The sequence below is a fragment of the Vibrio sp. 10N.261.55.F4 genome (assembly GCF_041470465.1).
In the GTDB taxonomy this organism is placed as follows: Bacteria; Pseudomonadota; Gammaproteobacteria; order Enterobacterales; family Vibrionaceae; genus Vibrio; species Vibrio crassostreae_C.
In genome coordinates this window covers 157,538-181,014 of the sequence record NZ_JBFRMM010000024.1, presented here as the reverse complement: position 1 = coordinate 181,014, position 23,477 = coordinate 157,538, and the positions used below count along the sequence as shown (strand labels likewise).

The window sequence follows — 23,477 nt, the reverse complement described above, 5'->3', positions numbered from 1 at the left end:
AGCCTGCTTTTTTTGTGTCTGAGCCACTATTGCTAAATAAGATACATCGCCAATAGCACTTAGGTAGAGCCCCTAAGGTTTCGCTTGCCAGCTGATCTTCTGTTGCTTAGCCAATACACCCGACAAGATACACAGCACACCGCCTAAACCTGCGTAACGAACAGCAGTTTGAGCTTGCTGCTCTACTTTTGGTTTTGCGTGGTAGGCAATGCCTAAACCTGCAGAGCCCATCATCACCAAGTCATTGGCACCATCACCAACGGCAACGGTATTATGTAGTTCCAATTCGTACTCTTCAGCCAACTCTACCAAGATATCCGCTTTGGTCTGCGCCGAAACAACATCGCCTAAGACTTCACCCGTCAACTTACCGTTGACGATCTCAAGCGTGTTTGATTGAGCATGGTCTAGATCAAGGGTATCTTTCAGGTAGTCAGAGAAGTAAGTAAAACCGCCTGATGCAATCGCCGTTTTCCAGCCAAGCTTATTTAGAGTATTCACCAGCCCGACCAAGTCTGGCATGAATGGCAATGACTGACGCACTTGCTCTAATATCGATTCATCCGCACCTTTCAGTGCTCCTACTCGCTGGCGTAGGCTCTGTTCAAAGTCGAGCTCGCCTTGCATTGCTCGTTCTGTGATTTCAGAGACTAACTCTCCCACTCCAGCTAGCTTGGCAATCTCATCGATGCATTCAATTTGAATCGCTGTGGAATCCATATCCATCACGATCAAACCTGGCTTAGATAAGTCTGGAACCTCGCTAAGGCAAGCATAATCAAGCTTTAGCGCTTGGAGGATTTCTTCGTGTGCTGGCGTTAGATTGCCTGACATCAAAGCCACTTCATAATGCCCAACCTTCCACGTATCGAGGATGGTGTTGTAAGTGCCAGTGAAAAAGTCGATGTCATCGAAAGATTGTGGAGATAGGTACTCACCAAACACAATCCAATTGGCCTTGGATTTAGCGAGTTGAGAAGCGAAACGAGTCTCGGGGAGTCGAGTTAATAATGTCGTATGCCTTTTTATCGGCAGATATTTCTGAGCGTCCATGTGTATGATTCCTAATTAACTATGCTAAACGTTAACCTATTGCAATTTGAAAACGCAAGTCTCAATATGTCTTAATCATAACATTTGTTTATTTCAGGCTTCGTGAAACATGAATGAATCATTGTTCTCAATACGTAACGCTTTACGAATGCTAGCCCTCATTTTGTTGGCTACCATGTTCGTTGTAACGATTAAAAATACGGTCGTGATCAGTAAAGGTAACGAGAAGATCCAAGCAAAACAGTTGGAAACTCTTACCAAGCTGCTTATCTCTCAGGCATCACTTTCAGCCAGCAAGATGATCACGCAACAAGACCAAGAGCGATTGCTTGATCTGACTAACCAGCTATCTCAAGACCGACTGGTGTTCGATACCACCATCTATGATGCAGAGGGTATTCGACTGGCTTCGAGCGAAAAAGCCCTCTCGGTACGTGAGGTTCTTGGCTTAGATACACCACTTTCAACAGCAAGTATCGGCAGACAACAGTTAGTTGAACCTATTTATTCTCCAGAGAAAACGATCATCGGCTTTATTCGAGTGACTTTTGAAACCGGTAAGATGACGGCGATTTCTGATCACCACTACCGCAAAAGTGATCGCTACATGATCGGTATGGTGTTGATGGGGTTTGTGAGTGGCTTGTTGTTCATCATGCTGATTCGCAGAAGACCAACTAAGTCTGGTGAGAACTTACTATTGAAAAATGTAAGCTCATAAACACACTAGGCTGACAATAAATACTAGACTCAGAATAAGTACAGCAATCCAATAAAAAGCCCCGACGCTCAGGCAGCAACGGGGCTTTTTGTTATCTGTTCACTTATCAAGCTAAGACAAATCAAGATTATTCTTGGTCACCAAGCAACACTGAGTCTAGTGCGATAACCATCATGTCGTTGAAAGTCGTTTGACGTTCATCTGATGTCGTTTGCTCACCAGTCTTGATGTGGTCAGAAACAGTACAGATCGTTAGAGCTTTTGCGCCGTATTCAGCACATACACCATAGATGCCAGCCGCTTCCATCTCTACGCCAACAATGCCGTATTTGTCCATTACTTCGAACATCTCTGGATCTGGCGTGTAGAACAGCTCAGCCGAGAACAGGTTACCGACTTTTACGCCGACACCGAGAGCTTTGGCTGCATCTTCTGCCGCGCGCACCATTTTGTAATCCGCAATCGCCGCAAAGTCATGATCTTTAAAGCGAATACGGTTCACTTTAGAGTCAGTACATGCGCCCATGCCGATCACCACATCACGCACTTTGATATCTTCGCTCACTGCACCACAACTGCCCACACGAATGATCTTCTTCACACCAAAGTCTTTGATAAGCTCAGTCGCGTAAATAGAACAAGATGGAATGCCCATACCGTGTCCCATTACCGAAACCTTACGACCTTTGTAAGTACCGGTGTAACCAAACATGTTGCGAACGTCGCACACTTGAACCACTTCTTCTAAGAAGGTTTCAGCGATGTATTTAGCACGTAGCGGATCGCCTGGCATTAAAACTACGTCAGCGAAATCACCCATTTCAGCATTAATATGTGGAGTAGCCATTGAAAATATCCTTAATCTCAAAACAAAAAAAGAAGAGAGAGGTTTCCCTCTCTCTTCGTTAACTATTATAGAAAGCTTGTACCGTGTCCCATTGGCGATGTACCAAAGTATGACGCTAAGCTTTGACCGATATCAGCGAACGTATCGCGACGGCCTAAAGAACCGGCTGGAACCTTCTGACCGTAAACAATCACAGGGATGTGCTCACGAGTATGGTCTGTACCTGGCCATGTCGGATCACAACCGTGGTCAGCAGTTAAGATAAGCACATCGTCTTCTTTCATCATATCGATGATTTCATTGATGCGACCATCGAAGTACTCAAGTGCCGCTGCGTAACCAGCAACATCACGGCGGTGGCCGTAAGCTGAGTCAAAATCAACGAAGTTAGTGAACACGATAGTGTTGTCGCCCGCTTCATTGATCGCATCTTTGGTTGCTTCAAATAGCGCAGGGATACCTGTTGCTTTGGTTTTCTGAGTGATGCCACAACCCGCGTAGATATCAGAGATCTTACCGATTGAGTGAACGTTACCGCCCTTCTCATCAACCAACTTCTGAAGAATGGTAGCTGCAGGTGGCTCAACAGAAAGGTCACGACGGTTACCAGTACGTTCGAATTGACCTTTACCAGGGCCAATGAACGGACGAGCGATAACACGACCAATGTTGTAATCTTCTAGCTCTTCACGAGCAATCTGACAAAGATCTAATAGGTTTTGCAGGCCGAATGTCTCTTCGTGACAAGCGATCTGGAAAACAGAGTCTGCAGAGGTATAGAAGATAGGCAAGCCAGTCTTCATGTGCTCTTCACCTAGGTTATCTAGGATTTCCGTGCCAGATGAGTGGCAGTTACCTAAGAAACCAGACAGGCCTGCACGCTCAAGGATGCGGTCAGTCAGTTCTTTTGGAAAGCTGTTCTCTTTGTCGGTGAAGTAGCCCCAGTCAAACAGTACAGGAACACCCGCGATTTCCCAGTGACCTGATGGCGTGTCTTTACCAGAAGACAGCTCAGCAGCGTGACCGTAAGCGCCAATGATCTCAGCGTCTGCATCCATACCAGGAGCAAAACGACCTGTAGACTCTTTGTGAGCCATCGCTAGACCTAGCTTAGACAGGTTTGGCAGTGCCAGTGAACCTTTACGATCTGCATTGTCTGCAAGACCTTGGTCACAATGATCTGCGATGTGGCCCATAGTGTCAGAACCTACATCACCAAATTTGTCTGCATCCGCTGTTTCACCGATACCGAATGAATCTAAAACTAAAATAAATGCTCTTTTCATTTTCTTCACCAACTTATTGCTCTTTGCACCAGAACTCTGTTTATCGGTATACGCGAGGTATACCGATACCTGTTATTTACACGTCTTCAGAACGAATCTGACGGTAAACGTCTGGCGTTGCTGTATATTCTCCGCCCACAGTGATTGCATTTTGTAATGCTGTTGCAGCTTCTTGCCACTGTTGTTCGTTACGAGCATGAATCATTGCTAATGGCTTATCTTCACTTGCTACTTCACCTAGGCGAATGAAGTGATCAAAACCGACTGCGTAATCAATGCTGTCAGTTGCTACACGACGACCGCCGCCCATACCAACCACAGCCATACCAATTGCACGAGTATCCATTGCTGATACCACACCGCTTTCTAACGCGTACACTGGCTTAATAATGTCTGCTTTTTCTAGGTAGTTATCGTAGTTCATTACGAAATCAACTGGACCACCAAGGCCCGCTACCATTTTACCGAAGCACTCTGCTGCCTTACCGTTATCCAGTACTGCCATCAGTTTTTCGCGCGCTTCGTCTGAGTCTTTAGCTAGGTTACCGAGCACCAGCATTTCAGCACACGATGCTAGAGTGATCTCTAACAAGCGAGGGTTACGGTATTCACCCGTTAGGAACTGAACCGCTTCACGAACTTCTACTGCGTTACCCGCTGAAGAAGCCAGCACTTGGTTCATGTCCGTTAGGATTGCTGTTGTTTTAGTACCCGCACCGTTTGCTACTGCAACGATAGATTTCGCTAGCTCTTCAGATGCTTCGTAAGTCGGCATGAATGCGCCTGAACCTACTTTTACATCCATCACTAGAGAATCAAGGCCCGCAGCCAGTTTCTTAGATAGGATTGAAGCCGTGATCAGCGAGATGTTATCGACTGTTGCTGTGATATCACGAGTTGCGTAAACACGCTTGTCAGCAGGAGCTAGATCGCCTGTTTGACCGATGATAGCCACGCCAGCATCTTTCGTTACTTCACCGAACACATCGTTGGTTGGTGTAATGTTGTAACCCGGAATAGATTCCAGCTTGTCTAGCGTACCGCCAGTGTGGCCTAAACCACGACCAGAGATCATTGGAACGAAACCGCCACATGCTGCCACCATTGGGCCAAGCATCAGAGAAGTAACGTCGCCAACACCACCAGTAGAGTGTTTATCAACGATTGGGCCATCAAAGTTCATGTGGCTCCAGTCAATCACCATGCCTGAATCACGCATTGCACACGTTAGTGCGATACGTTCTGGCATTGTCATTTCATTAAAAAAGATAGCCATTGCGAATGCGGCAATTTGGCCTTCAGAAACCGTGTTCTTAGCCACACCTTGAATGAAGAAGTTAATTTCTTCAGCTGTTAGGACTTCACCGTCACGTTTTCTGCGAATAATTTCTTGAGGTAGATACATTAGTGCCTCCCAAACTCTAGTGAGTATGGTTTGTAGGGAAAAGAGGTAATATGGAGTGGCTTGACGCCACTCCATCAAACAGACTTATTATGTTCAATACTCTAAATATTTGGCGTTGCAGTTAGGCGACCAGTGAGTTCATTCCTATGAGCATAGAGGCTCTATGTGATTAGGAGGAACTTACGCAGTCAACAACGCTGCGGTGTCAAATATGACGAGTAAATTAGTATGCTGCTGGATCAGCAGTCTGGTCTGTCACTTCTAATGTATTAAGAAGGTTAGTTAGTAGGCTTGAAGCACCAAAACGGTAGTGCATGTTGTCTGCCCACTCAGCGCCTAGTAGCTCATCAGCCATTGCTAGGTATAGTGCTGCATCTTCAGCAGTACGTACGCCACCAGCTGGTTTGAAACCAACTGTTTTAGCAACACCCATGTCACGAATAACTTCAAGCATCATGCGCGCGTACTCTGGAGTCGCGTTTACTGGCACTTTACCTGTTGAAGTTTTGATGAAGTCTGCACCTGCTTCGATACAGATTTGAGAAGCTTTCTTGATTAGTGCTTCTTCTTTCAGTTCACCTGTTTCGATGATCACTTTAAGCGTGATGTCACCACAAGCTGCTTTACACTGTTTAACTAGCTCAAAGCCAACTTCTTCGTTGCCAGCAATAAGAGCACGGTATGGGAATACTACGTCAACTTCGTCTGCGCCGTACGCTACCGCTGCTTTTGTTTCTGCAACAGCAATTTCGATGTCGTCATTACCATGAGGGAAGTTAGTTACAGTCGCAATGCGTACTTCTGGAGTACCTTGCTCACGCAACGCTTTCTTAGCTGCTGGGATAAAGCGAGGGTAAATACAGATTGCAGCGGTGTTGCCTACTGCAGTCTTCGCGTCATGACAAAGCGCCACTACTTTTTCTGTAGTGTCATCGTCATTTAGCGTAGTTAGGTCCATAAGTTTAAGTGCACGTAGAGCTGCTGCTTTTAAATCGCTCATTTCTATCTCCGATCAATATATTCAAATAGTTAACTACTTCGCCCTCCATCCAGTATAGATGGATATTTTAGTAATGCTCAGTAGCCACAAATGAACGGACTTGGTTCCCTGAAGACTTGATAACTTTCGCTACCAATTGCAATCCTTGTCACCGCACAGTACCAGTTTGGTCTATGGCACAACAAATCAGTCATGTTGTGTCTAACATCTATAGCGTATCGCTAATTTTGGCTTAATCCCAGAAGAATAACGTTCGAGTTGATTTCGAGGTTACTTTCTTGCCAACAGAGACATCCTATCCCTTTAGCTTATACATTATAGGTATCCATCAATAAATTGTAGTGCTCCTTAGAACGCAAACGGTTTGTATCTCAAAAAAACATTCTAGACCCTACATCGAATCTAAGCATAAGCGCGTGCATATACTAAAAACGGCAGGCCTAAAAACAAAAAAGCCCCGCAGCAATTTCTTGCTACGGGGCGATATTATTATGGCGTCTATATATCGATTTCTAACTAATTAGAAAGACAGGAAGAAGCCAGCAATTGTTGCTGCCATCAGGTTAGATAGAGTACCAGCAATTACCGCTTTAACACCCATACGTGCGATGTCGTGGCGACGGCTTGGTGCAATACCACCTAGACCACCTAGAAGAATCGCAATTGAAGAAAGGTTTGCGAAACCACATAGTGCGAATGCGATGATAGCTTGAGTCTTCTCAGACATCACTTGACCAGTTGCTGCAACAACTTGAGCGTTTTCACCAACGTATGGTACGAAGTTTAGGTATGCAACGAATTCGTTAACAACTGTCTTCTGACCAATGAAAGAACCAGCGATAGTTGCTTCTTCCCATGGAACACCAATGATGAATGCTAGCGGTGCGAAGATCCAACCTAGAAGAAGTTCTAGAGTTAGGTTTTCCATACCGAACCAACCACCGATGCCACCTAGGATACCGTTGATTAGAGCAATTAGACCGATGAATGCTAGTAGCATTGCACCAACGTTAAGTGCTAGTTGTAGACCAACTGATGCGCCGCCTGCTGCTGCGTCGATAACGTTAGCTGGTTTGTCATCGCCACCGTCCATTTCGTCAGCGATGTTGTCGTCTGGCGTATCTGTTTCAGGCTTGATGATTTTAGCGAATAGTAGACCACCTGGTGCTGCCATGAATGATGCTGCTACAAGGTACTCTAGAGGTACACCCATAGATGCGTAACCCGCTAGTACACCACCAGCTACAGAAGCCAAACCACCACACATTACTGCGAATAGTTCAGAGTTAGTCATTTTAGGAACAAATGGACGAACAACTAGAGGTGCTTCAGTTTGACCAACGAAGATGTTTGCTGCTGCAGACATAGACTCGGCGCGAGAAGTACCTAGAGCTTTCTGAAGACCACCACCAAGAACTTTGATTACAATTTGCATAACACCAATGTAGTAAAGTACAGAGATAAGTGCAGAGAAGAAAATCAGAGTTGGTAGTACTTGGAAAGCAAAGATGAAACCGATACCGTCAACTGAGAAGTTAACTAGGCTGCCGAATAGGAAACCAGTACCGTCTTTACCGTAGTCGATCACGTTTGCTACACCAGCAGAGAAACCTGCAAGTAGATCACGACCCCAAGGGATGTAAAGTACGAATGCACCAAGTGCGAATTGGATAGCGAAAGCGCCACCCACTGTTCTTAGATTAATAGCTTTGCGGTTGTCAGATAGTAGTACTGCGATTGCGATCAGTGCAACCATTCCGACTAGGCTCATAAACAGGCTCATAGTTTATGACTTCCTTATTAGTTATTTATTGGCGTGTTACAAAATGGGGCTATAAAGCGGAGGCAATTATACTCATGCGACCACTAATAAAGTAATGCCGTCCTCACACTTTCGTAGAAGATTCATGTACCATTCACACACAAATGTGACCCAAATCACAAGCTCAGTGCAATTTACGCAAACGATAAACAAAAACCTTCGATTTTATTCACATATACCGAATGCGCGATGGCTATTTTGCCAAATTTGCGCTGCAATCGATTGCTTTGGCTCTTTTCTAAGCAAAAAAAGTTCATTTAAGATCGTAACTAAATATTTGGAATGATTAACATTTCCTTGGTTTCCATACATGGGCATGTCCGGAGCATCCGTTTCCAATACCAGACATTCAAGGGGCAACTTTGCGATGGTTGTGCGTGTTTTTTGCGCTCTTGGGTAAGTTATCGTTCCACCGACGCCAATATAGAAACCTAGCTTGATCCACGCCAAAGCTTGCTGTTCACTCCCAGAAAAACCGTGAATCACACCACCTAAGGTGAACTTATGCTGCTTTATTAGCTCGATAAGTCGGTTGTAAGACTTCCTCTCATGGATGATTAAAGGCAGGTCAAACTCCTTCGCAAGCTCCATTTGTTGGATGAAAAAGCGCTCTTGTTTCTCTCGTTCAACGTCCACAAAAAAGTCGAGCCCGCACTCACCTATCGCGACACATTGGCTGTTTTTTGAAGCGAGTAATTGGCGAAGTTCCGAAAATTGTTCGTCATTGGCCGGTTCTAAAAAGTAAGGATGGAAGCCTAATGCATAGTAAATATTGGGGTGAGATTGAGCGATTTCATCGAGCTTCCTCCAGTTACGTTGGCCGATAGAAGGGATGATTAACTTCTCGACTTGCGCTTGTTTCGCTTCTTTAAGATAGCCATCAATAGTTTGATCAGGTGTAAAACCTTGCTCAAACGCCTCAAAATCCGCGTGGCAATGAGTATCAAACAGCGGAAAGTCACTTATTTGCTGTGTCATTTTCCCTACTCTCCATTTGTTTCCCTTGAGGATCACGACGATAAGCAACACAACTGCGCTTGTTTTCAGGCGTTAGCCCAAGCTCTTCACACCACTTATCATATCTTTTAACCCAAGTTTTTATCCAACCCAACATAACTGCCTCTAACCTCAGCCTTTAAACCTTAAATAAAACGCATTAAAAAACGCCTATTGCAGAACAATAGACGTTTTTGTTTAACTCGAATAGATCGCGGAGAAATTAGTGCTCGCGCGTCGCTCGGAATTGAACTTCAGGGAAGCGTTCAGAAGCTAGGTTCAAGTTCACCATAGTTGGTGCGATGTAAGACAGGTTGTCACCGCCATCTAGCGCTAGGTTAGATTGGTTCTTACGTTTGAATTCTTCTAGTTTCTTAGCGTCATCACATTCAACCCAACGAGCTGTTGCAACGTTAACACCTTCGTAGATAGCTTCTACGTTGTATTCCGCTTTCAAGCGCGCTACAACCACGTCGAACTGAAGTACACCAACCGCACCAACGATCAGATCGTTGTTCTGCATAGGACGGAATACTTGTACTGCGCCCTCTTCTGAAAGCTGAACTAAGCCTTTTAGAAGTTGCTTCTGCTTAAGTGGATCGCGTAGGCGAATACGACGGAATAGCTCAGGTGCGAAGTTAGGAATACCAGCGAACTTAAGGCTCTCACCTTGAGTAAAGGTATCGCCAATCTGGATTGTGCCATGGTTATGCAGACCAATAATGTCACCAGCGTATGCTTTTTCAGCACGCGCACGGTCGCCCGCCATGAAGGTTACCGCATCCGAAATACTTACGTTCTTACCAGTACGAACATGGTTCATCTTCATACCTTGGTTGTAAGTACCCGACACGATACGCATGAATGCGATACGGTCACGGTGTTTAGGGTCCATGTTTGCTTGGATCTTAAAGACGAAACCAGAAAACTTCTCTTCTGTCGCTTCAACATCACGCTCGTTCGCTTGACGCGTTTGAGGAGCTGGAGCCCATTTCGTTAGACCATCAAGCATGTGGTCAACACCAAAGTTACCTAATGCAGTACCGAAGTAAACCGGCGTTAATTCACCCGCAAGAAACAGTTCGTGATCAAATTCAGGGCAAGCACCGATAACAAGCTCTAGTTCTTCACGTACGCTTTCCGCAAGATCAGCACCTACCGCTTCATCTAGCTCAGGGTTGTCCAAACCTTTAATGATGCGAACTTCTTGAATCTCATGACCGTGGCCAGATTCGTACAAGATCGTTTCGTCACGGTGAATATGGTAAACACCTTTAAACTCTTTACCACAACCGATTGGCCATGAGATTGGAGCACAGGCCATACCTAGCTCGCTTTCCACTTCATCAAGCACTTCCATCGGGTCACGAACATCACGGTCAAGTTTGTTCATAAACGTTACGATTGGAGTATCACGAAGACGTGTTACTTCCATCAGCTTACGAGTACGGTCTTCGACACCTTTAGCAGCATCGATAACCATCAAACAAGAATCAACCGCTGTTAGCGTACGGTACGTATCTTCCGAGAAATCTTCGTGTCCTGGAGTATCGAGTAGGTTTACTAGGCAATCATTGTATGGGAATTGCATTACCGACGTAGTTACCGAGATACCACGTTCTTTTTCCATCTCCATCCAGTCAGATTTAGCGTGCTGGTTAGAGCCACGGCCTTTTACGGTACCCGCTTTTTGAATCGCGTTTCCGAATAAAAGAACTTTTTCAGTAATCGTGGTTTTACCCGCATCCGGGTGAGAGATAATCGCAAACGTTCTACGTTTGCTCACTTCTTGTTGGAAAGACATAGTCGCCCTTTGCTGATCTAAAGCGTAAAAAGGGCAAGTAGATAATACTTGCCCTTGAATTCTGTGTGCGGATTATACAGAAAGCGTATCACTTTCTAAAGGGTCAGTTTACACCCTATTTTTTGGCTAATTTTGTGATTAGCTATCTAGTTAGCGAAAAGACGTAACATGACTAGCTAAAAGACATAAAAAGATAGCTCATAATGATGGCATCTTCGTTGCCTTGTTTAGTTGGATAGTAATTACGACGGCGATCAACTTCGTTGAAGCCTGCCTTTTCGTAAAGATTAAACGCGTTCACATTACTTTCGCGAACTTCCAGCCAAGCGCTTTCAGCATCAGCTTGTTCACACATATCAAGGAAATGTTCCGTTAACGCTTTTCCATACCCTTTGCCTTGCTGGCTTGGGTCTACCGCGATATTAAGCAATGTGACTTCGCCAACGATGTTTTGCGCGAAGAAATAGCCCACCACTTGTCCATCAACTTCAAGGACATGATGACAAGCGCCTCGGCTATCAAGATCTCGGATCATATTTTCAGACCAAGGGTGAGAATGCGCGGCCTGCTCTATCTTCCAAATGGCGTCTAGGTGTTGTTGTGAAGTCGGTAAAAATTGATTAGTCATAAGCACAAATTTGTTGCCATAAGTCGCGGCGGTGTTGGTTGTTACCGTTAATGTCAGACAGTAATGGCGATTGAAGTGTTTTAGCCTTCAGCTCTTGAGCCGACTCACAACCAGCAAACCATATCCACTCAACCGAACCTAAATCCACAGTAGACAAGTGTTGCGGTTGAAGGTGTAAAGCCTGAGATAAGTCGAGCTTGATACTTTTGAGTACTCGCTCAAACATCACGGCGAGATCTTCCTGAGGTTTTTCAGGCGAAACCAACAGTAACTTGCAATCGCTCGAGAGCGGAGTCAATTCAGATTCATAACCTGCTAAACGCTCTGGGTGACTTAGTTCCCATTGGCTAATGCCCATCTCATGTAGGTATTGCGCGTGTGTTTGTGACATATCTAGCGGTAGTAACCTTAAGTTTATTGGAGCCAAAGTTTATTGAAACCAGAAGTTTGTTAGAACTAGTTTTGTGAAAGCTGCCTCTATTGAAAGAGCGCTTATTAGAGCAGGGCTGATACTAACAAAAAATAAAGGAGCATCAAGCTCCTTTATTTAGACTAAATCAGTTTGTATCTTGTTGCGTGATAAATCAGCTTATAAGTCGTTGAACTCAGGACTGTAAGCAATCTCACCAGAATGCCCTGCAAGCGCACCTTCAACTAACTCGATAGCTTGGAAAGCTCCTTCAGGTACATCCCAAGTGCAGCTCAAACCAAATTCACTCGCAGCCTTGAAACCAAAGCGACCGTAATAGGCAGGATCACCAAGCACGACACAGGCTGGGTAACCAAAATCAACCAAAGTAGAGAAAGCATCTTCAACCAGTGATTTAGCAATGCCTTGGTTGCGGAACTCTTCTTTCACAGCAAGTGGTGCAAGCCCCTGCCAGTTGTGATCGTCACCTTTAAGGGTAATTGGGCTAAACATCAGGTGACCAACCACCTCGCCTTCATCAGAACAAGCCACCAGCGATAGCGTTAAATGGCTATTCTCACGCAAGCTCATAACCAAGTTAGCTTCTGCATCTGTTTCAAAAACAGATTTCAATAAACGATCAATGACAAGTATATCTGCCGGTGCTTCAGTTCGAATAAGCATTCATTACCTCACTTTGTGTATCTGGGGATTGTACTCCCTTCTGCACAAAATCAGCTAATTGATTTAACAAAGTTTTCATAGGAGTCGGCAATAAGTCCAAATCTACGCTATCCATCAAGTTTTTAACTTCTAAACCGAGCTCGGTATCGCCTTCAATAGACAGTCTACGTTGGAAGAAAAGCGTATCTGGGTCTTCTTTACGCCCCGCAATCAACACAAGATCGTTAAGATTGCCGCTAAAGCTTACATCTTCAACCACCTCTTTATCAGCTACAACCAGTTGCTCATTTTTGTAGCTAATACACCAACTTAACCCCATGTCTTTTATTGAGACTTTCAGCCATTTGTCTTCTAAAAACTCAAAGTCACCGTCCTCTAAAGCTTCCTTGAATACATTCTTAAGCGCCTCCAATAAGGCTCTTTTTTGTACTGTTTTAGGCAATAACTGGACTGGAGATCGCAAAATTGATGCGGCATTTTGAACTAGTTGAGTGCGAATCTTGTTTATCACGTGACTTATCCGTAACTTTGTCAATAATATGGAATGCATCATAGATGATGTTGAGATCTCAGTTACTGTTATGTATCAAATTAACTTCTGTTTGATACTCGACCTTTAATATCCTGAAAATCACAGTTATAGTAACTCAGGTAATGAGAATTACAGCGGATCGCTGCACTCACAGGTAAATATCGATAGCCACACAAAAAGTAATAAATATTTATCGATAGTGAATATTCAAGCTCTTGGAGAATTGGTAGTACTTTGATGCCTCCCCAACAACTACAACATTGGTTTACCCAGCTAACTGCAAATAGTCCGTTCTTTTTTGCAGTACTTGATGCTCAACATAACTATTTTATGGTGAATGAGCGTTACTGCGATATTGCTGGTTTGAGTCAAACAGAGCTTGCAGGCATGAATGATCGCCAAACATTGGGCGAACAGTTCTACCAACATCTCAAGCCTTACTATGAGCGTGCATTCAGTGGCGAAACGATTGAGGCCGAAGTCACCCTCAACGAAACAGACCTCGATACCAGCCTTCATTTCAGCCTATCTCCGCTTACCAATGGCAACAAAACCGACTACATCGTCTTTCACGCCTTCGACACATCAGAAAACCAAGTACTTGTCCGTTCTTTAGAAGAATCCGAAGCCAAATTCCACAAACTATCTCAACTACTCCCTGACGGATTACTGCTCGTTGAAAGTGACTATATCTTGTCATCCAACCCAGCGGCAGCGCGCCTGCTTGGCTTTAACTCAACCACAGAGTTAATTGGCGAACAGCTGGGACGCCTATTTATCGATGAACAAACCAAAACAGTCTTCAATAATAACCTCAGCTCTATTATTTCTGAGTCTGGTTTGGTTTGCTTAACGGGTGCGCGATGCGGCTTTGAACGTAAGGTCCAGCTCAACATCGACTCCACCACCGTTCTTGGAAGCAACACTCAGCTGGTGCTTATTCAAGACGCACAAGAAACCGCAAAACAATACACACCAGCAAACAGTGAAGATGCCTACATAGATGCACTGACCAAACTCTACAATCGAGTTGGGTTTACTAAGCGTCTTGAGCAGTTCATTCACAACGATACGCCGGTGGTGATGCTCTACTTAGACATTGATAACTTTAAAAATATCAATGACTCACTTGGTCATCACATCGGTGACAAGGTGATTAAAGAGGTCGCTTCGCGTCTTAAACGCTTACTGCCTCGTAAGGCCGTGATTGGACATTTAGGCGGGGATGAGTTTGGTATTATCCTTCCAGAACCTGAACATCAGCGAACACCTGAAATGCTCGCTGAAAAGATCATTTCCCTGATCAATCAACCCTTCGATCTTCACCACTTTAGCAAGCGCTTAGCCTGCTCTATTGGTAGTGTGAGCTTTCCTCAAGATGGTACTGATGCTCGTATCTTGCTGCAAAATGCAGACACAGCAATGTATGAAGCGAAAGATCGTGGTCGTAATCGTCTGATCAAGTTCAACGAACAGATGAATAAAGAAGCGCGTATGCGACTGTGGCTTGAGATAGAGCTCCAAAAAGCACTGCAACAAAATGGACTTGAGGTTTGGTATCAACCGAAAGTGAATGCCCGTGATTTCACCATCAACGGCGCTGAAGCTCTGGTACGTTGGAAGCATCCTGTCGAAGGTTATATCAGTCCGGCCGCGTTCATTCCTGTGGCGGAACGAGCAGGGCTTATTGAACAACTTGGCCGAGTGGTAATGCGTGAAGTATTTGCTACGGTTAAGCGCTGGAAGATGCAAGGTATCCTTCCAGGTCGAGTGGCTATCAACCTTTCACCAGAACAGTTTGGTAACCCGAAACTGATTGATTACATGGAAAAGCTACTGCGTTCGACCGAGCTTGATCCAAGTGCGATTACGTTCGAGCTAACGGAAAGTGCGGTGATGAGTGATAGTGAACACACACTCCAAATGCTTAACGCCATCAAGAAACTTGGCTTTGCTCTCTCCATTGATGATTTTGGTACAGGTTACTCTTCACTGTCTTACCTTGCTCGCTTCCCAATTGATGAGCTTAAGATAGACCGTGCTTTCATCTCTGATATCGATACCCTACCAAAGCAAATCACCGTAATTGAAAACATCATCAACCTAGGTAAATCTCTCGATTTGACCGTGGTTGCTGAAGGTGTCGAAACCAGTGAGCAAGCAACTCTGCTATCGAACCTCAACTGTAGTTCGATTCAAGGCTTCCACTTCTACCGTCCGCAACCAAAACAAGATGTCGAAGAGTTGTTTGCCCAAAACCGCCGTCATAAGAACTAATCAAGTACCTCATATTTAAACCAAGCCAACATGTAAAACGGTCACTCGTCAGTACCTCAAACGGAGTAAAAGCAGATTTATCCATCTAAACCTGCCTTACATCAATTCCGTCATTCACAATTCTTCATAAAATGCTCGCTTCAACTTAATTCTACTGGTAGTGAGCAAATGGAACTCTTATGCCCAGCGGGTAACTTACCTGCTTTGAAAACCGCTATTGATTGTGGTGCGGATGCTGTCTATATCGGATTCAAAGACGATACCAATGCCCGACACTTTGCAGGCCTAAACTTTGCGGGTAAAAAGCTCGATCGTGCTGTGCAGTATGTGCATGACCACAACAAGAAAATTCATGTTGCCCTAAATACGTTTGCTCACCCAAATGGCTTCGACCGTTGGACTAATGCCGTAGACAACGCCGCTGCTCTGGGTGTTGATGCGCTGATCATCGCAGACATCGCGGTGCTTGAGTACGCAGCAAATAAGTATCCAGATCTCGAACTGCACCTATCAGTGCAAGCATCTGCGACCAATGCGGCGGCTATCGACTTCTACCATAAAAACTTCAACGTTAAGCGTGTCGTACTACCGCGTGTGTTGTCGATTCATCAGGTCAAACAGCTTTCTCGTAACATCACTTCTGACGTTGACCTTGAAGTATTCGCTTTTGGTAGCTTGTGCATCATGGCAGAAGGCCGTTGCTACCTCTCTTCATACATGACAGGCGAATCACCAAATACCGTTGGTGCTTGTTCTCCCGCAAAATACGTTCGCTGGCAAGAAACAGAAACTGGCCTCGAGTCTCGCTTGAACGAAATCCTTATCGATAAGTATGAAGCAGGTGAGAACGCAGGTTACCCAACGCTGTGTAAAGGCCGCTTTGAAGCCGAGATCGATGGTGAACGTAAGCGCTATCACGCACTTGAAGAGCCCACCAGCCTCAACACGCTATCCATGTTGCCTGAGCTTTTCGCGGCAAACGTTGCCTCAGTGAAGATTGAAGGTCGCCAACGCAGCCCGGCTTATGTTGAACAAGTCACTCGCACTTGGCGCGCAGCTATCGATCGCTACTTAGCGAACCCAGAACAATACCAAGTGGAACAAGCTTGGAATGCGACACTGGCGAATGTATCTGAAGGTACACAAACCACGCTTGGCGCTTATCACCGTAAATGGCAATAGAGCCAAATGGAGAACTCAATGAAATACGCATTAGGCCCTCTACTTTATTTTTGGCCAAAACAAGACGTTGAAAGCTTCTATGAGCAAGCGAAATCAAGCTCTGCCGATATCATCTACCTAGGTGAAGCGGTGTGTTCAAAGCGTCGTGAGATTAAAGCGAAACACTGGATGGACATTGCTAAAGAGCTGTCGGCTTCAGGTAAGCAAGTCGTACTTTCCACCATGGCATTGCTAGAAGCACCAAGCGAAGTCAACATCATGAAGAAGTACATCGATAACGGTGACTTTGCGATCGAAGCCAATGATGTGTCTGCAATTCAACTGGCCAGCGAAAGCAAAGTACCTTTCGTGGTTGGCCCGGCAGTAAACACCTACAACGCACGCACCCTGAACCTATTCTTGAAACAAGGCATGACGCGTTGGTGTATGCCGGTTGAGCTTTCTCGCGAATGGCTAAGCAACGTAATGACCCAGTGCGAAGAGCTAAATATTCGTAACAAGTTCGAAGTTGAAGTGTTTAGCCACGGCTACCTGCCGCTTGCTTACTCAGCACGCTGCTTTACCGCTCGCGCTGAAAACAAAGCTAAAGACGATTGCGAAACCTGCTGTATCAAGTACCCAACAGGGCTACAAGTAGAAAGCCAAGAAGGCCAATCAGTCTTCAACCTTAACGGTATTCAGACGCAATCAGGCTACTGCTACAACCTAGTCAATGATTTACCGAACATGCACGACCTGGTTGATGTGGTTCGTTTAAGCCCTCTCGGTATCGATACCTTCTCTGAAATCAATAACTTCAGAGCGAACGAGCAAGGTCAAAAACCGATGAAGGTTGAAAGCCGCCAATGTAATGGTTACTGGCATCAGCTTGCAGGTTTAGACGTTAAGAACATCTAGTTCCTCGCATTGGACTAACCAGCAACAGATACAAAAAAGGTCTAGCGTTCGCTAGACCTTTTTAATGCGACTTAAGAAACACGGCCTATGCCGTCGCTGTTTCCATCGGTGAGGCATCGAGCTTCTTTAAGTCTTTGTAGAGCATTACCATCACCACCACACTTAGTGCGATGTTAGACAGTGGGTACGCAATCCAGATCCCCGGCACACCATACAACTTAGGCATAATGTACAAGAACGGTAGTTGGATAAGCATATTACCTATAGTCACAAACATCGCCTTGCTGCCCTTGTTTACCGCTTGGTAATAAGCACCCGCTACCACTAAGAAACCGTCCAGCGCCAATGCAAACATGTGTAGTCGAATACCCAACACCGTGTACTCAACTAACTGAGGTTCGTCTGAGTTAAATACTGATACAAACTCACGTGGGAACCCATTGAGAAGCAGCACGAACGCCACACCAATCAATACCGAACTCATCATCGCAATCTTAAGTAGCTTGCGGATGTTTGCTTGGTTACGCGCACCATGGTTGTAGCTCACCAATGGTTGCATGCCGTTGGCGATACCTTCAGCCGTGAGATAATAAACCGTCACGATGTAGCCCAAAATCGCGTAAGCACCGATCATCAACTGGTCGCCATATTGAGAGAACAACGCATTGTGCAACGCCACCATCATCGAACCATAAGCGTACATAAAGAAGCTTGATGTACCAATGGCGAAGATTTGTGGAATCACATCCAGCTTCAATCTCAACTCATTCCAACGTAAACGTAGGTTTGCTCGACGCGAGAAGAAGTAAGCCAAGCCGAGAGCCGTTACTACAAACTGGGCAATCGCTGTTGCTAATGCTGCACCCATCAACTCCCAGCCATAGAGAGCGATAAACAGGTAATCGAGCACGATATTAATCACCGCACCAACGATCATCAGTATCGTCGCTAAGTTCGGACTGTCATCGTTACGCAGTAGAAACGGCATCGCGATCGAACCTAGCGTGAAGACACTAGCACCAATCAGAATGTGTAAGTACTGCAGACCAAGTTCATACACTCGCCCTTCAGCGCCCTGCCAAAGCAAGAAGTTATCAGCAAACAAGAACAGCAATGCAGAGACAATAGGCGTTATCGCTAACAACAAGGTTAAGCCCGTTGCTAAGATCTGCTTAGCGCCTTGAGTATCTTTTTCACCTTGGCGAATCGAGACAAGCGCACCTGTGCCCACACCCACCAACATACCAATACCAAGAATCGAACCAATCACAGGCCACGCAACATTGATACCTGCAAGTCCATCAGCCCCCACATAGCGGCCAATGAAGATGCCATCCACCACTTGGTACAGGCCATTAACCAACATGGCCGCCACGGTAGGGATTGTGTATCGCCAAAATTGACGACTAATTGAGTTACTCATTTCTTACTCTACTTTCATTTGTGAGTCGCATATCAACAAGATATGACTCGAAAAGTTAGTTAACAAGGCTAACTAAATATCTAAATTATTTACTTTAAAGCTTTATTTAATAATAGGTTTAACTGCTGAGATTCTTGCTCAGACAAACGGCTTTCCAGTATCTGTGCCATGACCTGATAGATCTTACTTTCTTCTTCCAAGCCGACTTCCGCTTTGCTGGTCAGTACGACCAACTTAGACCTCGCATCTTCGAGCGAAGCTTTACGCTCAACGAGACCTTTTCTCTCTAACCTTTGAACCATAGTAGTTGCTGAAGGCTTGGTTACTTGCATTTCAATCGCCAGATCTGTCAATCGGATCGGTTCAGGAGAGGCTTGAATGACCTTCAAATAGTCATATTCATTGAAGCTCAATTGGCAAATAGGATCTTCATTTACCTGAGTGCGCCATATCTTAGAGGCGAAGCGCTCAATCTTTTCTAAATTCTGGTTCAGCATACTCACCTAATCAAAGAATAGCATTTAGTTAGCAAGGCTAACTATTTTAGTGTTATTTAAATAAAAAGCAATCAAAACGAGATGAAGATCATAAAAAAGGAGCATAAAAAAACCGCTGACAGACAGCGGCTTTTCGGAATCAAAATGTGTTGCTTACTTAGCGTTGGCTTCTTCTTCGGCCTCAGCCAGCTTAACTTGCGCTAAGTGCTCAGCTTTAAGTGTGGTGAAGATACGGCTTAACTCTAAGAAAGAGTAACGATGTTCTACGTATTCATACACGTTAAAAGAAACCGCTAACTTGTACAAAGAGATAGCATTCGCGTAATCACCATTCATATGGTAACGCTTAGCAAGGTAGAAGTACGTCTCTGTTAGACGCTGCGCAAGTAACGTGTTGTCACGAGTACCGGTTAAGATCGCCTTGAAAGCCTGCTCTTCAGTAATGTCATCAAGCATAATCGCGACTAATACCCAACCCCACTGCTCATCACGGCTCTCGTAACGTTTTTGCAAATCAAGCTTAGCCTGCTCTGGCGTCAGCTCATGCTGAATGATGTACAACCACAGAGCGCGAAACGGATCGCTAGGATCGTCGGCATAGTGCTTGATCATCTCTTCATTGGCTAAGTCGTAACGCTCGCCATAGTAAAGCGCGATAGAGCGGTTCCTTTCTGCGTAAGAGTTTGCAGGATCAAGCTCTAACGTAGAATCAAAAGATTCATAAGCCGCATCAAACTCCCCTACCTGCGTAAAGTAAACACCCAAAAGATTGAAGATATCAGGTTGAGCAGGGTTCAATGAAAGAGATTGGTTGAAGTCGAGACGCGCGAGATCACGCAGGCCAACACTGTCGTAGTAGTTACCACGTTCAAACAGCATCTTAGCTCGAACTTCATCGTTCAAATCTGGGCGCTGTAATAACTGACTAAGACGTGCAATTTGAACTTCTTGCTGAACGCTTGGTTGCAGTGGCACAGCCATCGGTGGATAAACCCAACTTGAGGTGTTATCTGATGTTGTCGCACAACCTGTTAGTACAAGCAGTAAACACATACTCGCGGTTTGAAACCATTTCACAAATAATTACTCCTGTTATGACCGCAATAAAAAAGGGGAGCGATATGCTCCCCTTTATAACATGCTTTGTTGACGATAGGTTAGAAATCACTAAAAAGCGATATCACCATCGACACACTGAGAATTACTCAGCAGCAGGTGCTTCGCCTTCAGCTGGCGTTTCAACTGCTTCTTTCATGCTTAGACGTACACGGCCTTGACGGTCAATTTCAAGAACCTTAACAGGAACTTCTTGACCTTCAGTTAGGTAGTCAGACACTTTCTCAACGCGCTTGTCAGCGATTTGAGAGATGTGTACTAGACCATCTTTACCTGGAAGGATAGTAACGAATGCACCGAAGTCAGCTAGACGAGCAACTTTACCTTGGTAAATGCGGCCAACTTCAACTTCAGCTGTGATCTCTTCGATACGACGGATAGCTTCTTTAGCAGCTGCGCCTTCAGTAGCAGCAATCTTGATTGTGCCATCGTCTTCGATTTCGATTGTAGTACCAGTTTCTTCACAAAGAGCACGGATAACTGCGCCGCCTTTACCGATAACATCTTTGATCTTATCAGAGCTGATTTTCATTGTGTGGATACGTGGAGCGAATTCAGAGATATCTTCACGAGCACCAGAGATAGCTTCATCCATTACAGAAAGGATGTGCTTACGTGCACCTTGCGCTTGGTTAAGTGCAATTTGCATGATCTCTTTAGTGATACCTTCGATCTTGATGTCCATTTGAAGTGCAGTGATACCAGCGTTAGTACCTGCTACTTTAAAGTCCATGTCACCTAGGTGATCTTCGTCGCCAAGGATGTCAGAAAGAACAACGAAATCGTCGCCTTCTTTAACAAGACCCATTGCGATACCCGCAACAGAAGCTTTGATTGGAACACCAGCATCCATAAGAGCTAGAGATGTACCACATACAGAAGCCATTGAAGAAGAACCGTTAGATTCTGTGATTTCCGATACAACACGAACTGTGTATGGGAATTCTTCAACAGAAGGCATTACTGCTTGGATACCACGTTTAGCAAGCTTACCGTGACCAATTTCACGACGCTTAGGAGAACCAACGAAACCAGTTTCACCTACACAGTATGGAGGGAAGTTGTAGTGTAGAAGGAAGTTGTCTTTCTTCTCACCCATCAGGCTGTCGATGATTTGAGCATCACGTTGTGTGCCAAGCGTTGCAGTAACAAGTGCTTGAGTTTCACCACGAGTGAATAGAGAAGAACCGTGTGTACGTGGAAGAACACCAGTACGTACGTCTAGCGCACGAACCATGTCTTTTTCACGGCCATCGATACGTGGGTTGCCAGCGATGATGCGGCTACGTACTACGTTTTTCTCTAGAGAACCAAGCATGCCGCGGATTTCGCGCTCATCTAGGTTTTCGTCTTGTGCAATTAGAGCTTCAACAACGTCGTTCTTGATTACGCCAACTTGCTCGTAACGAGCCATTTTCTCAGTGATCTGGTACGCGTCAGATAGACGAGTTTCAGCAAGTTCAGCAACTTGAGCTTTAAGCTCAGTGTTAACTGCTGGTGCTTCCCAGTTCCAAGATGGAGTTGCAACTTCAGCAGCAAACTCGTTGATTGCTTTGATTACAACTTGTTGTTGGTCGTGACCGTAAACAACAGCTGAAAGCATTTCTTCTTCAGATAGGTTATCTGCTTCAGATTCAACCATAAGTACTGCGCCTTCTGTACCAGACACTACTAGGTCTAGTTTAGAGTTTTCAAGCTCAGTATTTGATGGGTTAAGAACAAGTTCGCCGTCGATGTGACCAACACGTGCAGCACCGATAGGACCATTGAATGGAGCACCAGAGATAGCAAGCGCAGCAGATGTTGCGATCATAGTGATCATGTCTGGGTTTACGTCAGGGTTGATAGAAACAACCGTAGCGATAACTTGAACTTCGTTTTTAAACGCACTTGGGAAAAGTGGACGAATTGGACGGTCAATCAGACGAGCTGTTAGTGTTTCGCCTTCAGAAGGACGACCTTCACGCTTGAAGAAACCACCAGGGATTTTACCCGCAGCGTATGTACGCTCTTGGTAGTTTACTGTTAGTGGGAAGAAGTCTTGACCTGCAACTGCTTCTTTCTTAGCAACAACAGAAACGAATACTGAAGTATCGTCCATAGTCGCCATTACAGCAGCAGTAGCTTGACGTGCAATTACGCCCGTTTCTAGAGTAACGGTGTGGTTACCGTACTGGAACGATTTTACAACTGGTTTTTCAAACATTGTATATCCTTAGCTCTAAAGTCAGACTTTAGATTAAGTGAATAATGACTCAAGACATTACCAATCGCGACTAGTGAAAAGGGACTTAGGATGGTGACTCTTTGTATGTGTTCATACGCCGAATTAAGACCAAATCCGCCTTTGAATAGTCGCGACCTATTGGCCGACATCTGTGACTGTAATCTCTTGAGAGGTTGATTGCCAAACGCTGAAAACGCTATAGGCGGGCGTAGTATAAACTATTTTTATTAGGAGATATATTTCCTATCAGAAAAAGCCAGATGATATTCTGAGCATCCAGCCTAGCATTTTCTTACAGGCACAAAAAAAGGAGCATAAATGCTCCTTTTCTTCAAACTGTCTTTGCAGACATCGCTATTAGCGACGTAGGCCTAGACGCTTGATTAGGTCTTGGTAACGAGCAAGGTTTTTGCCTTTCAAGTAATCAAGAAGCTTACGACGGCTAGAAACCATACGTAGTAGACCACGACGGCTGTGGTGATCGTGTTTGTGCGCTTTGAAGTGACCTTGTAGGTGGTTGATAGAAGCAGTAAGTAGTGCTACTTGTACTTCTGGTGAACCTGTGTCGCCTTCAGATTGTGCGTATTCTGCAACGATTGCTGCTTTAGTTTCTGCATTCAGAGACATAATTCTCTCCTGATAAGAGTAAGTTTATATTTGTAGCAGCCAAT

General features: G+C 44.9%; 22 protein-coding genes. 4 read left to right on the top strand and 18 right to left on the bottom strand.

From position 1 onward, the window contains the following. Nucleotides 1-72 precede the first annotated feature (72 nt). On the bottom strand, nt 73-1,053 hold the full coding sequence (gene serB, locus AB4249_RS13645) for a phosphoserine phosphatase (RefSeq protein ID WP_017058828.1): 981 nt from the start codon (nt 1,051-1,053) through the stop codon (nt 73-75). 109 nt (nt 1,054-1,162) lie between these two features. On the opposite strand from serB, the gene AB4249_RS13640 reads away from it, so the two are divergent. After that, nucleotides 1,163-1,774, top strand: coding sequence for a YtjB family periplasmic protein (locus AB4249_RS13640; RefSeq protein ID WP_372103579.1), 612 nt, complete (start codon nt 1,163-1,165; stop codon nt 1,772-1,774). Nucleotides 1,775-1,901: 127 nt separating this feature from the next. Here AB4249_RS13640 and deoD read toward each other — a convergent pair whose 3' ends face one another. The 12 genes from deoD to AB4249_RS13580 all read right to left on the bottom strand — a co-directional run bounded on the left by deoD (nt 1,902) and on the right by AB4249_RS13580 (nt 13,166). Further along, the gene (gene deoD, locus AB4249_RS13635) at nt 1,902-2,621 is read right to left on the bottom strand and encodes a purine-nucleoside phosphorylase (protein WP_017063285.1); all 720 of its coding nucleotides are present in this window, start codon (nt 2,619-2,621) and stop codon (nt 1,902-1,904) included. Between the two features lie 65 nt (nt 2,622-2,686). Continuing rightward, a complete protein-coding gene (locus tag AB4249_RS13630) occupies nt 2,687-3,907 on the bottom strand; it encodes a phosphopentomutase (protein ID WP_136977832.1) in 1,221 nt (406 codons plus the stop codon). A gap of 76 nt (nt 3,908-3,983) precedes the next feature. Further along, on the bottom strand, nt 3,984-5,312 hold the full coding sequence (deoA, locus tag AB4249_RS13625; protein ID WP_017063283.1) for a thymidine phosphorylase: 1,329 nt from the start codon (nt 5,310-5,312) through the stop codon (nt 3,984-3,986). Between the two features lie 223 nt (nt 5,313-5,535). Next, on the bottom strand, nt 5,536-6,312 hold the full coding sequence (gene deoC / locus AB4249_RS13620; RefSeq protein WP_010436196.1) for a deoxyribose-phosphate aldolase: 777 nt from the start codon (nt 6,310-6,312) through the stop codon (nt 5,536-5,538). Nucleotides 6,313-6,832: 520 nt separating this feature from the next. Continuing rightward, nucleotides 6,833-8,095 (bottom strand): NupC/NupG family nucleoside CNT transporter, encoded by a 1,263-nt coding sequence (locus tag AB4249_RS13615; RefSeq protein ID WP_017058833.1) that lies wholly within the window; start codon nt 8,093-8,095, stop codon nt 6,833-6,835. 204 nt (nt 8,096-8,299) lie between these two features. Then, complete coding sequence (locus AB4249_RS13610; RefSeq protein ID WP_102319908.1) at nt 8,300-9,112, bottom strand: TatD family hydrolase; 813 nt, start codon at nt 9,110-9,112, stop codon at nt 8,300-8,302. Continuing rightward, entirely contained in the window at nt 9,093-9,248 is a 156-nt protein-coding gene (locus AB4249_RS13605) for a DUF5363 family protein (RefSeq protein ID WP_017066983.1), read from the bottom strand. The genes AB4249_RS13610 and AB4249_RS13605 overlap by 20 nt, the downstream gene beginning before the upstream one ends. A 105-nt stretch (nt 9,249-9,353) precedes the next feature. After that, a complete protein-coding gene (gene prfC / locus AB4249_RS13600; RefSeq protein WP_137001813.1) occupies nt 9,354-10,934 on the bottom strand; it encodes a peptide chain release factor 3 in 1,581 nt (526 codons plus the stop codon). Between the two features lie 172 nt (nt 10,935-11,106). Then, complete coding sequence (gene rimI, locus AB4249_RS13595) at nt 11,107-11,562, bottom strand: ribosomal protein S18-alanine N-acetyltransferase (RefSeq protein WP_017063281.1); 456 nt, start codon at nt 11,560-11,562, stop codon at nt 11,107-11,109. Beyond that, on the bottom strand, nt 11,555-11,953 hold the full coding sequence (locus tag AB4249_RS13590) for a DNA polymerase III subunit psi (RefSeq protein WP_017063280.1): 399 nt from the start codon (nt 11,951-11,953) through the stop codon (nt 11,555-11,557). The genes rimI and AB4249_RS13590 overlap by 8 nt, the downstream gene beginning before the upstream one ends. 198 nt (nt 11,954-12,151) lie before the next feature. Continuing rightward, a complete protein-coding gene (locus AB4249_RS13585; protein WP_017059241.1) occupies nt 12,152-12,655 on the bottom strand; it encodes a GNAT family N-acetyltransferase in 504 nt (167 codons plus the stop codon). After that, complete coding sequence (locus AB4249_RS13580; RefSeq protein ID WP_029235120.1) at nt 12,639-13,166, bottom strand: SCP2 domain-containing protein; 528 nt, start codon at nt 13,164-13,166, stop codon at nt 12,639-12,641. Before AB4249_RS13580 ends, AB4249_RS13585 begins: the two co-directional genes overlap by 17 nt. 258 nt (nt 13,167-13,424) lie before the next feature. Here AB4249_RS13580 and AB4249_RS13575 point away from each other — a divergent pair, with 258 nt between their 5' ends. The 3 genes from AB4249_RS13575 (at nt 13,425) to AB4249_RS13560 (ending at nt 17,543) form a co-directional block, all read left to right on the top strand. After that, nucleotides 13,425-15,464, top strand: coding sequence for a bifunctional diguanylate cyclase/phosphodiesterase (locus tag AB4249_RS13575; RefSeq protein WP_017059239.1), 2,040 nt, complete (start codon nt 13,425-13,427; stop codon nt 15,462-15,464). 168 nt (nt 15,465-15,632) lie between these two features. Continuing rightward, nucleotides 15,633-16,646, top strand: a complete 1,014-nt coding sequence (locus AB4249_RS13565; RefSeq protein ID WP_017068227.1) for a peptidase U32 family protein — start codon at nt 15,633-15,635, stop codon at nt 16,644-16,646. 18 nt (nt 16,647-16,664) lie between these two features. Beyond that, nucleotides 16,665-17,543 carry a U32 family peptidase gene (locus AB4249_RS13560; RefSeq protein ID WP_372103576.1) on the top strand — a complete coding sequence of 293 codons (879 nt, stop codon included), beginning with the start codon at nt 16,665-16,667 and terminating at the stop codon, nt 17,541-17,543. Nucleotides 17,544-17,628: 85 nt separating this feature from the next. Here AB4249_RS13560 and AB4249_RS13555 read toward each other — a convergent pair whose 3' ends face one another. From AB4249_RS13555 to rpsO, 5 genes are all read right to left on the bottom strand, one after another. Beyond that, a complete protein-coding gene (locus AB4249_RS13555; protein ID WP_372103573.1) occupies nt 17,629-18,966 on the bottom strand; it encodes an MATE family efflux transporter in 1,338 nt (445 codons plus the stop codon). An 89-nt stretch (nt 18,967-19,055) separates the two neighbouring features. Then, nucleotides 19,056-19,463, bottom strand: a complete 408-nt coding sequence (locus AB4249_RS13550) for a MarR family winged helix-turn-helix transcriptional regulator (RefSeq protein WP_017056675.1) — start codon at nt 19,461-19,463, stop codon at nt 19,056-19,058. A 153-nt stretch (nt 19,464-19,616) separates the two neighbouring features. After that, nucleotides 19,617-20,540 carry a lipoprotein NlpI gene (nlpI, locus tag AB4249_RS13545; protein WP_372103570.1) on the bottom strand — a complete coding sequence of 308 codons (924 nt, stop codon included), beginning with the start codon at nt 20,538-20,540 and terminating at the stop codon, nt 19,617-19,619. A gap of 124 nt (nt 20,541-20,664) precedes the next feature. Next, the gene (gene pnp, locus AB4249_RS13540) at nt 20,665-22,785 is read right to left on the bottom strand and encodes a polyribonucleotide nucleotidyltransferase (RefSeq protein WP_017059234.1); all 2,121 of its coding nucleotides are present in this window, start codon (nt 22,783-22,785) and stop codon (nt 20,665-20,667) included. A 378-nt stretch (nt 22,786-23,163) separates the two neighbouring features. After that, on the bottom strand, nt 23,164-23,433 hold the full coding sequence (gene rpsO / locus AB4249_RS13535; RefSeq protein WP_010436144.1) for a 30S ribosomal protein S15: 270 nt from the start codon (nt 23,431-23,433) through the stop codon (nt 23,164-23,166). Nucleotides 23,434-23,477 lie beyond the last annotated feature (44 nt).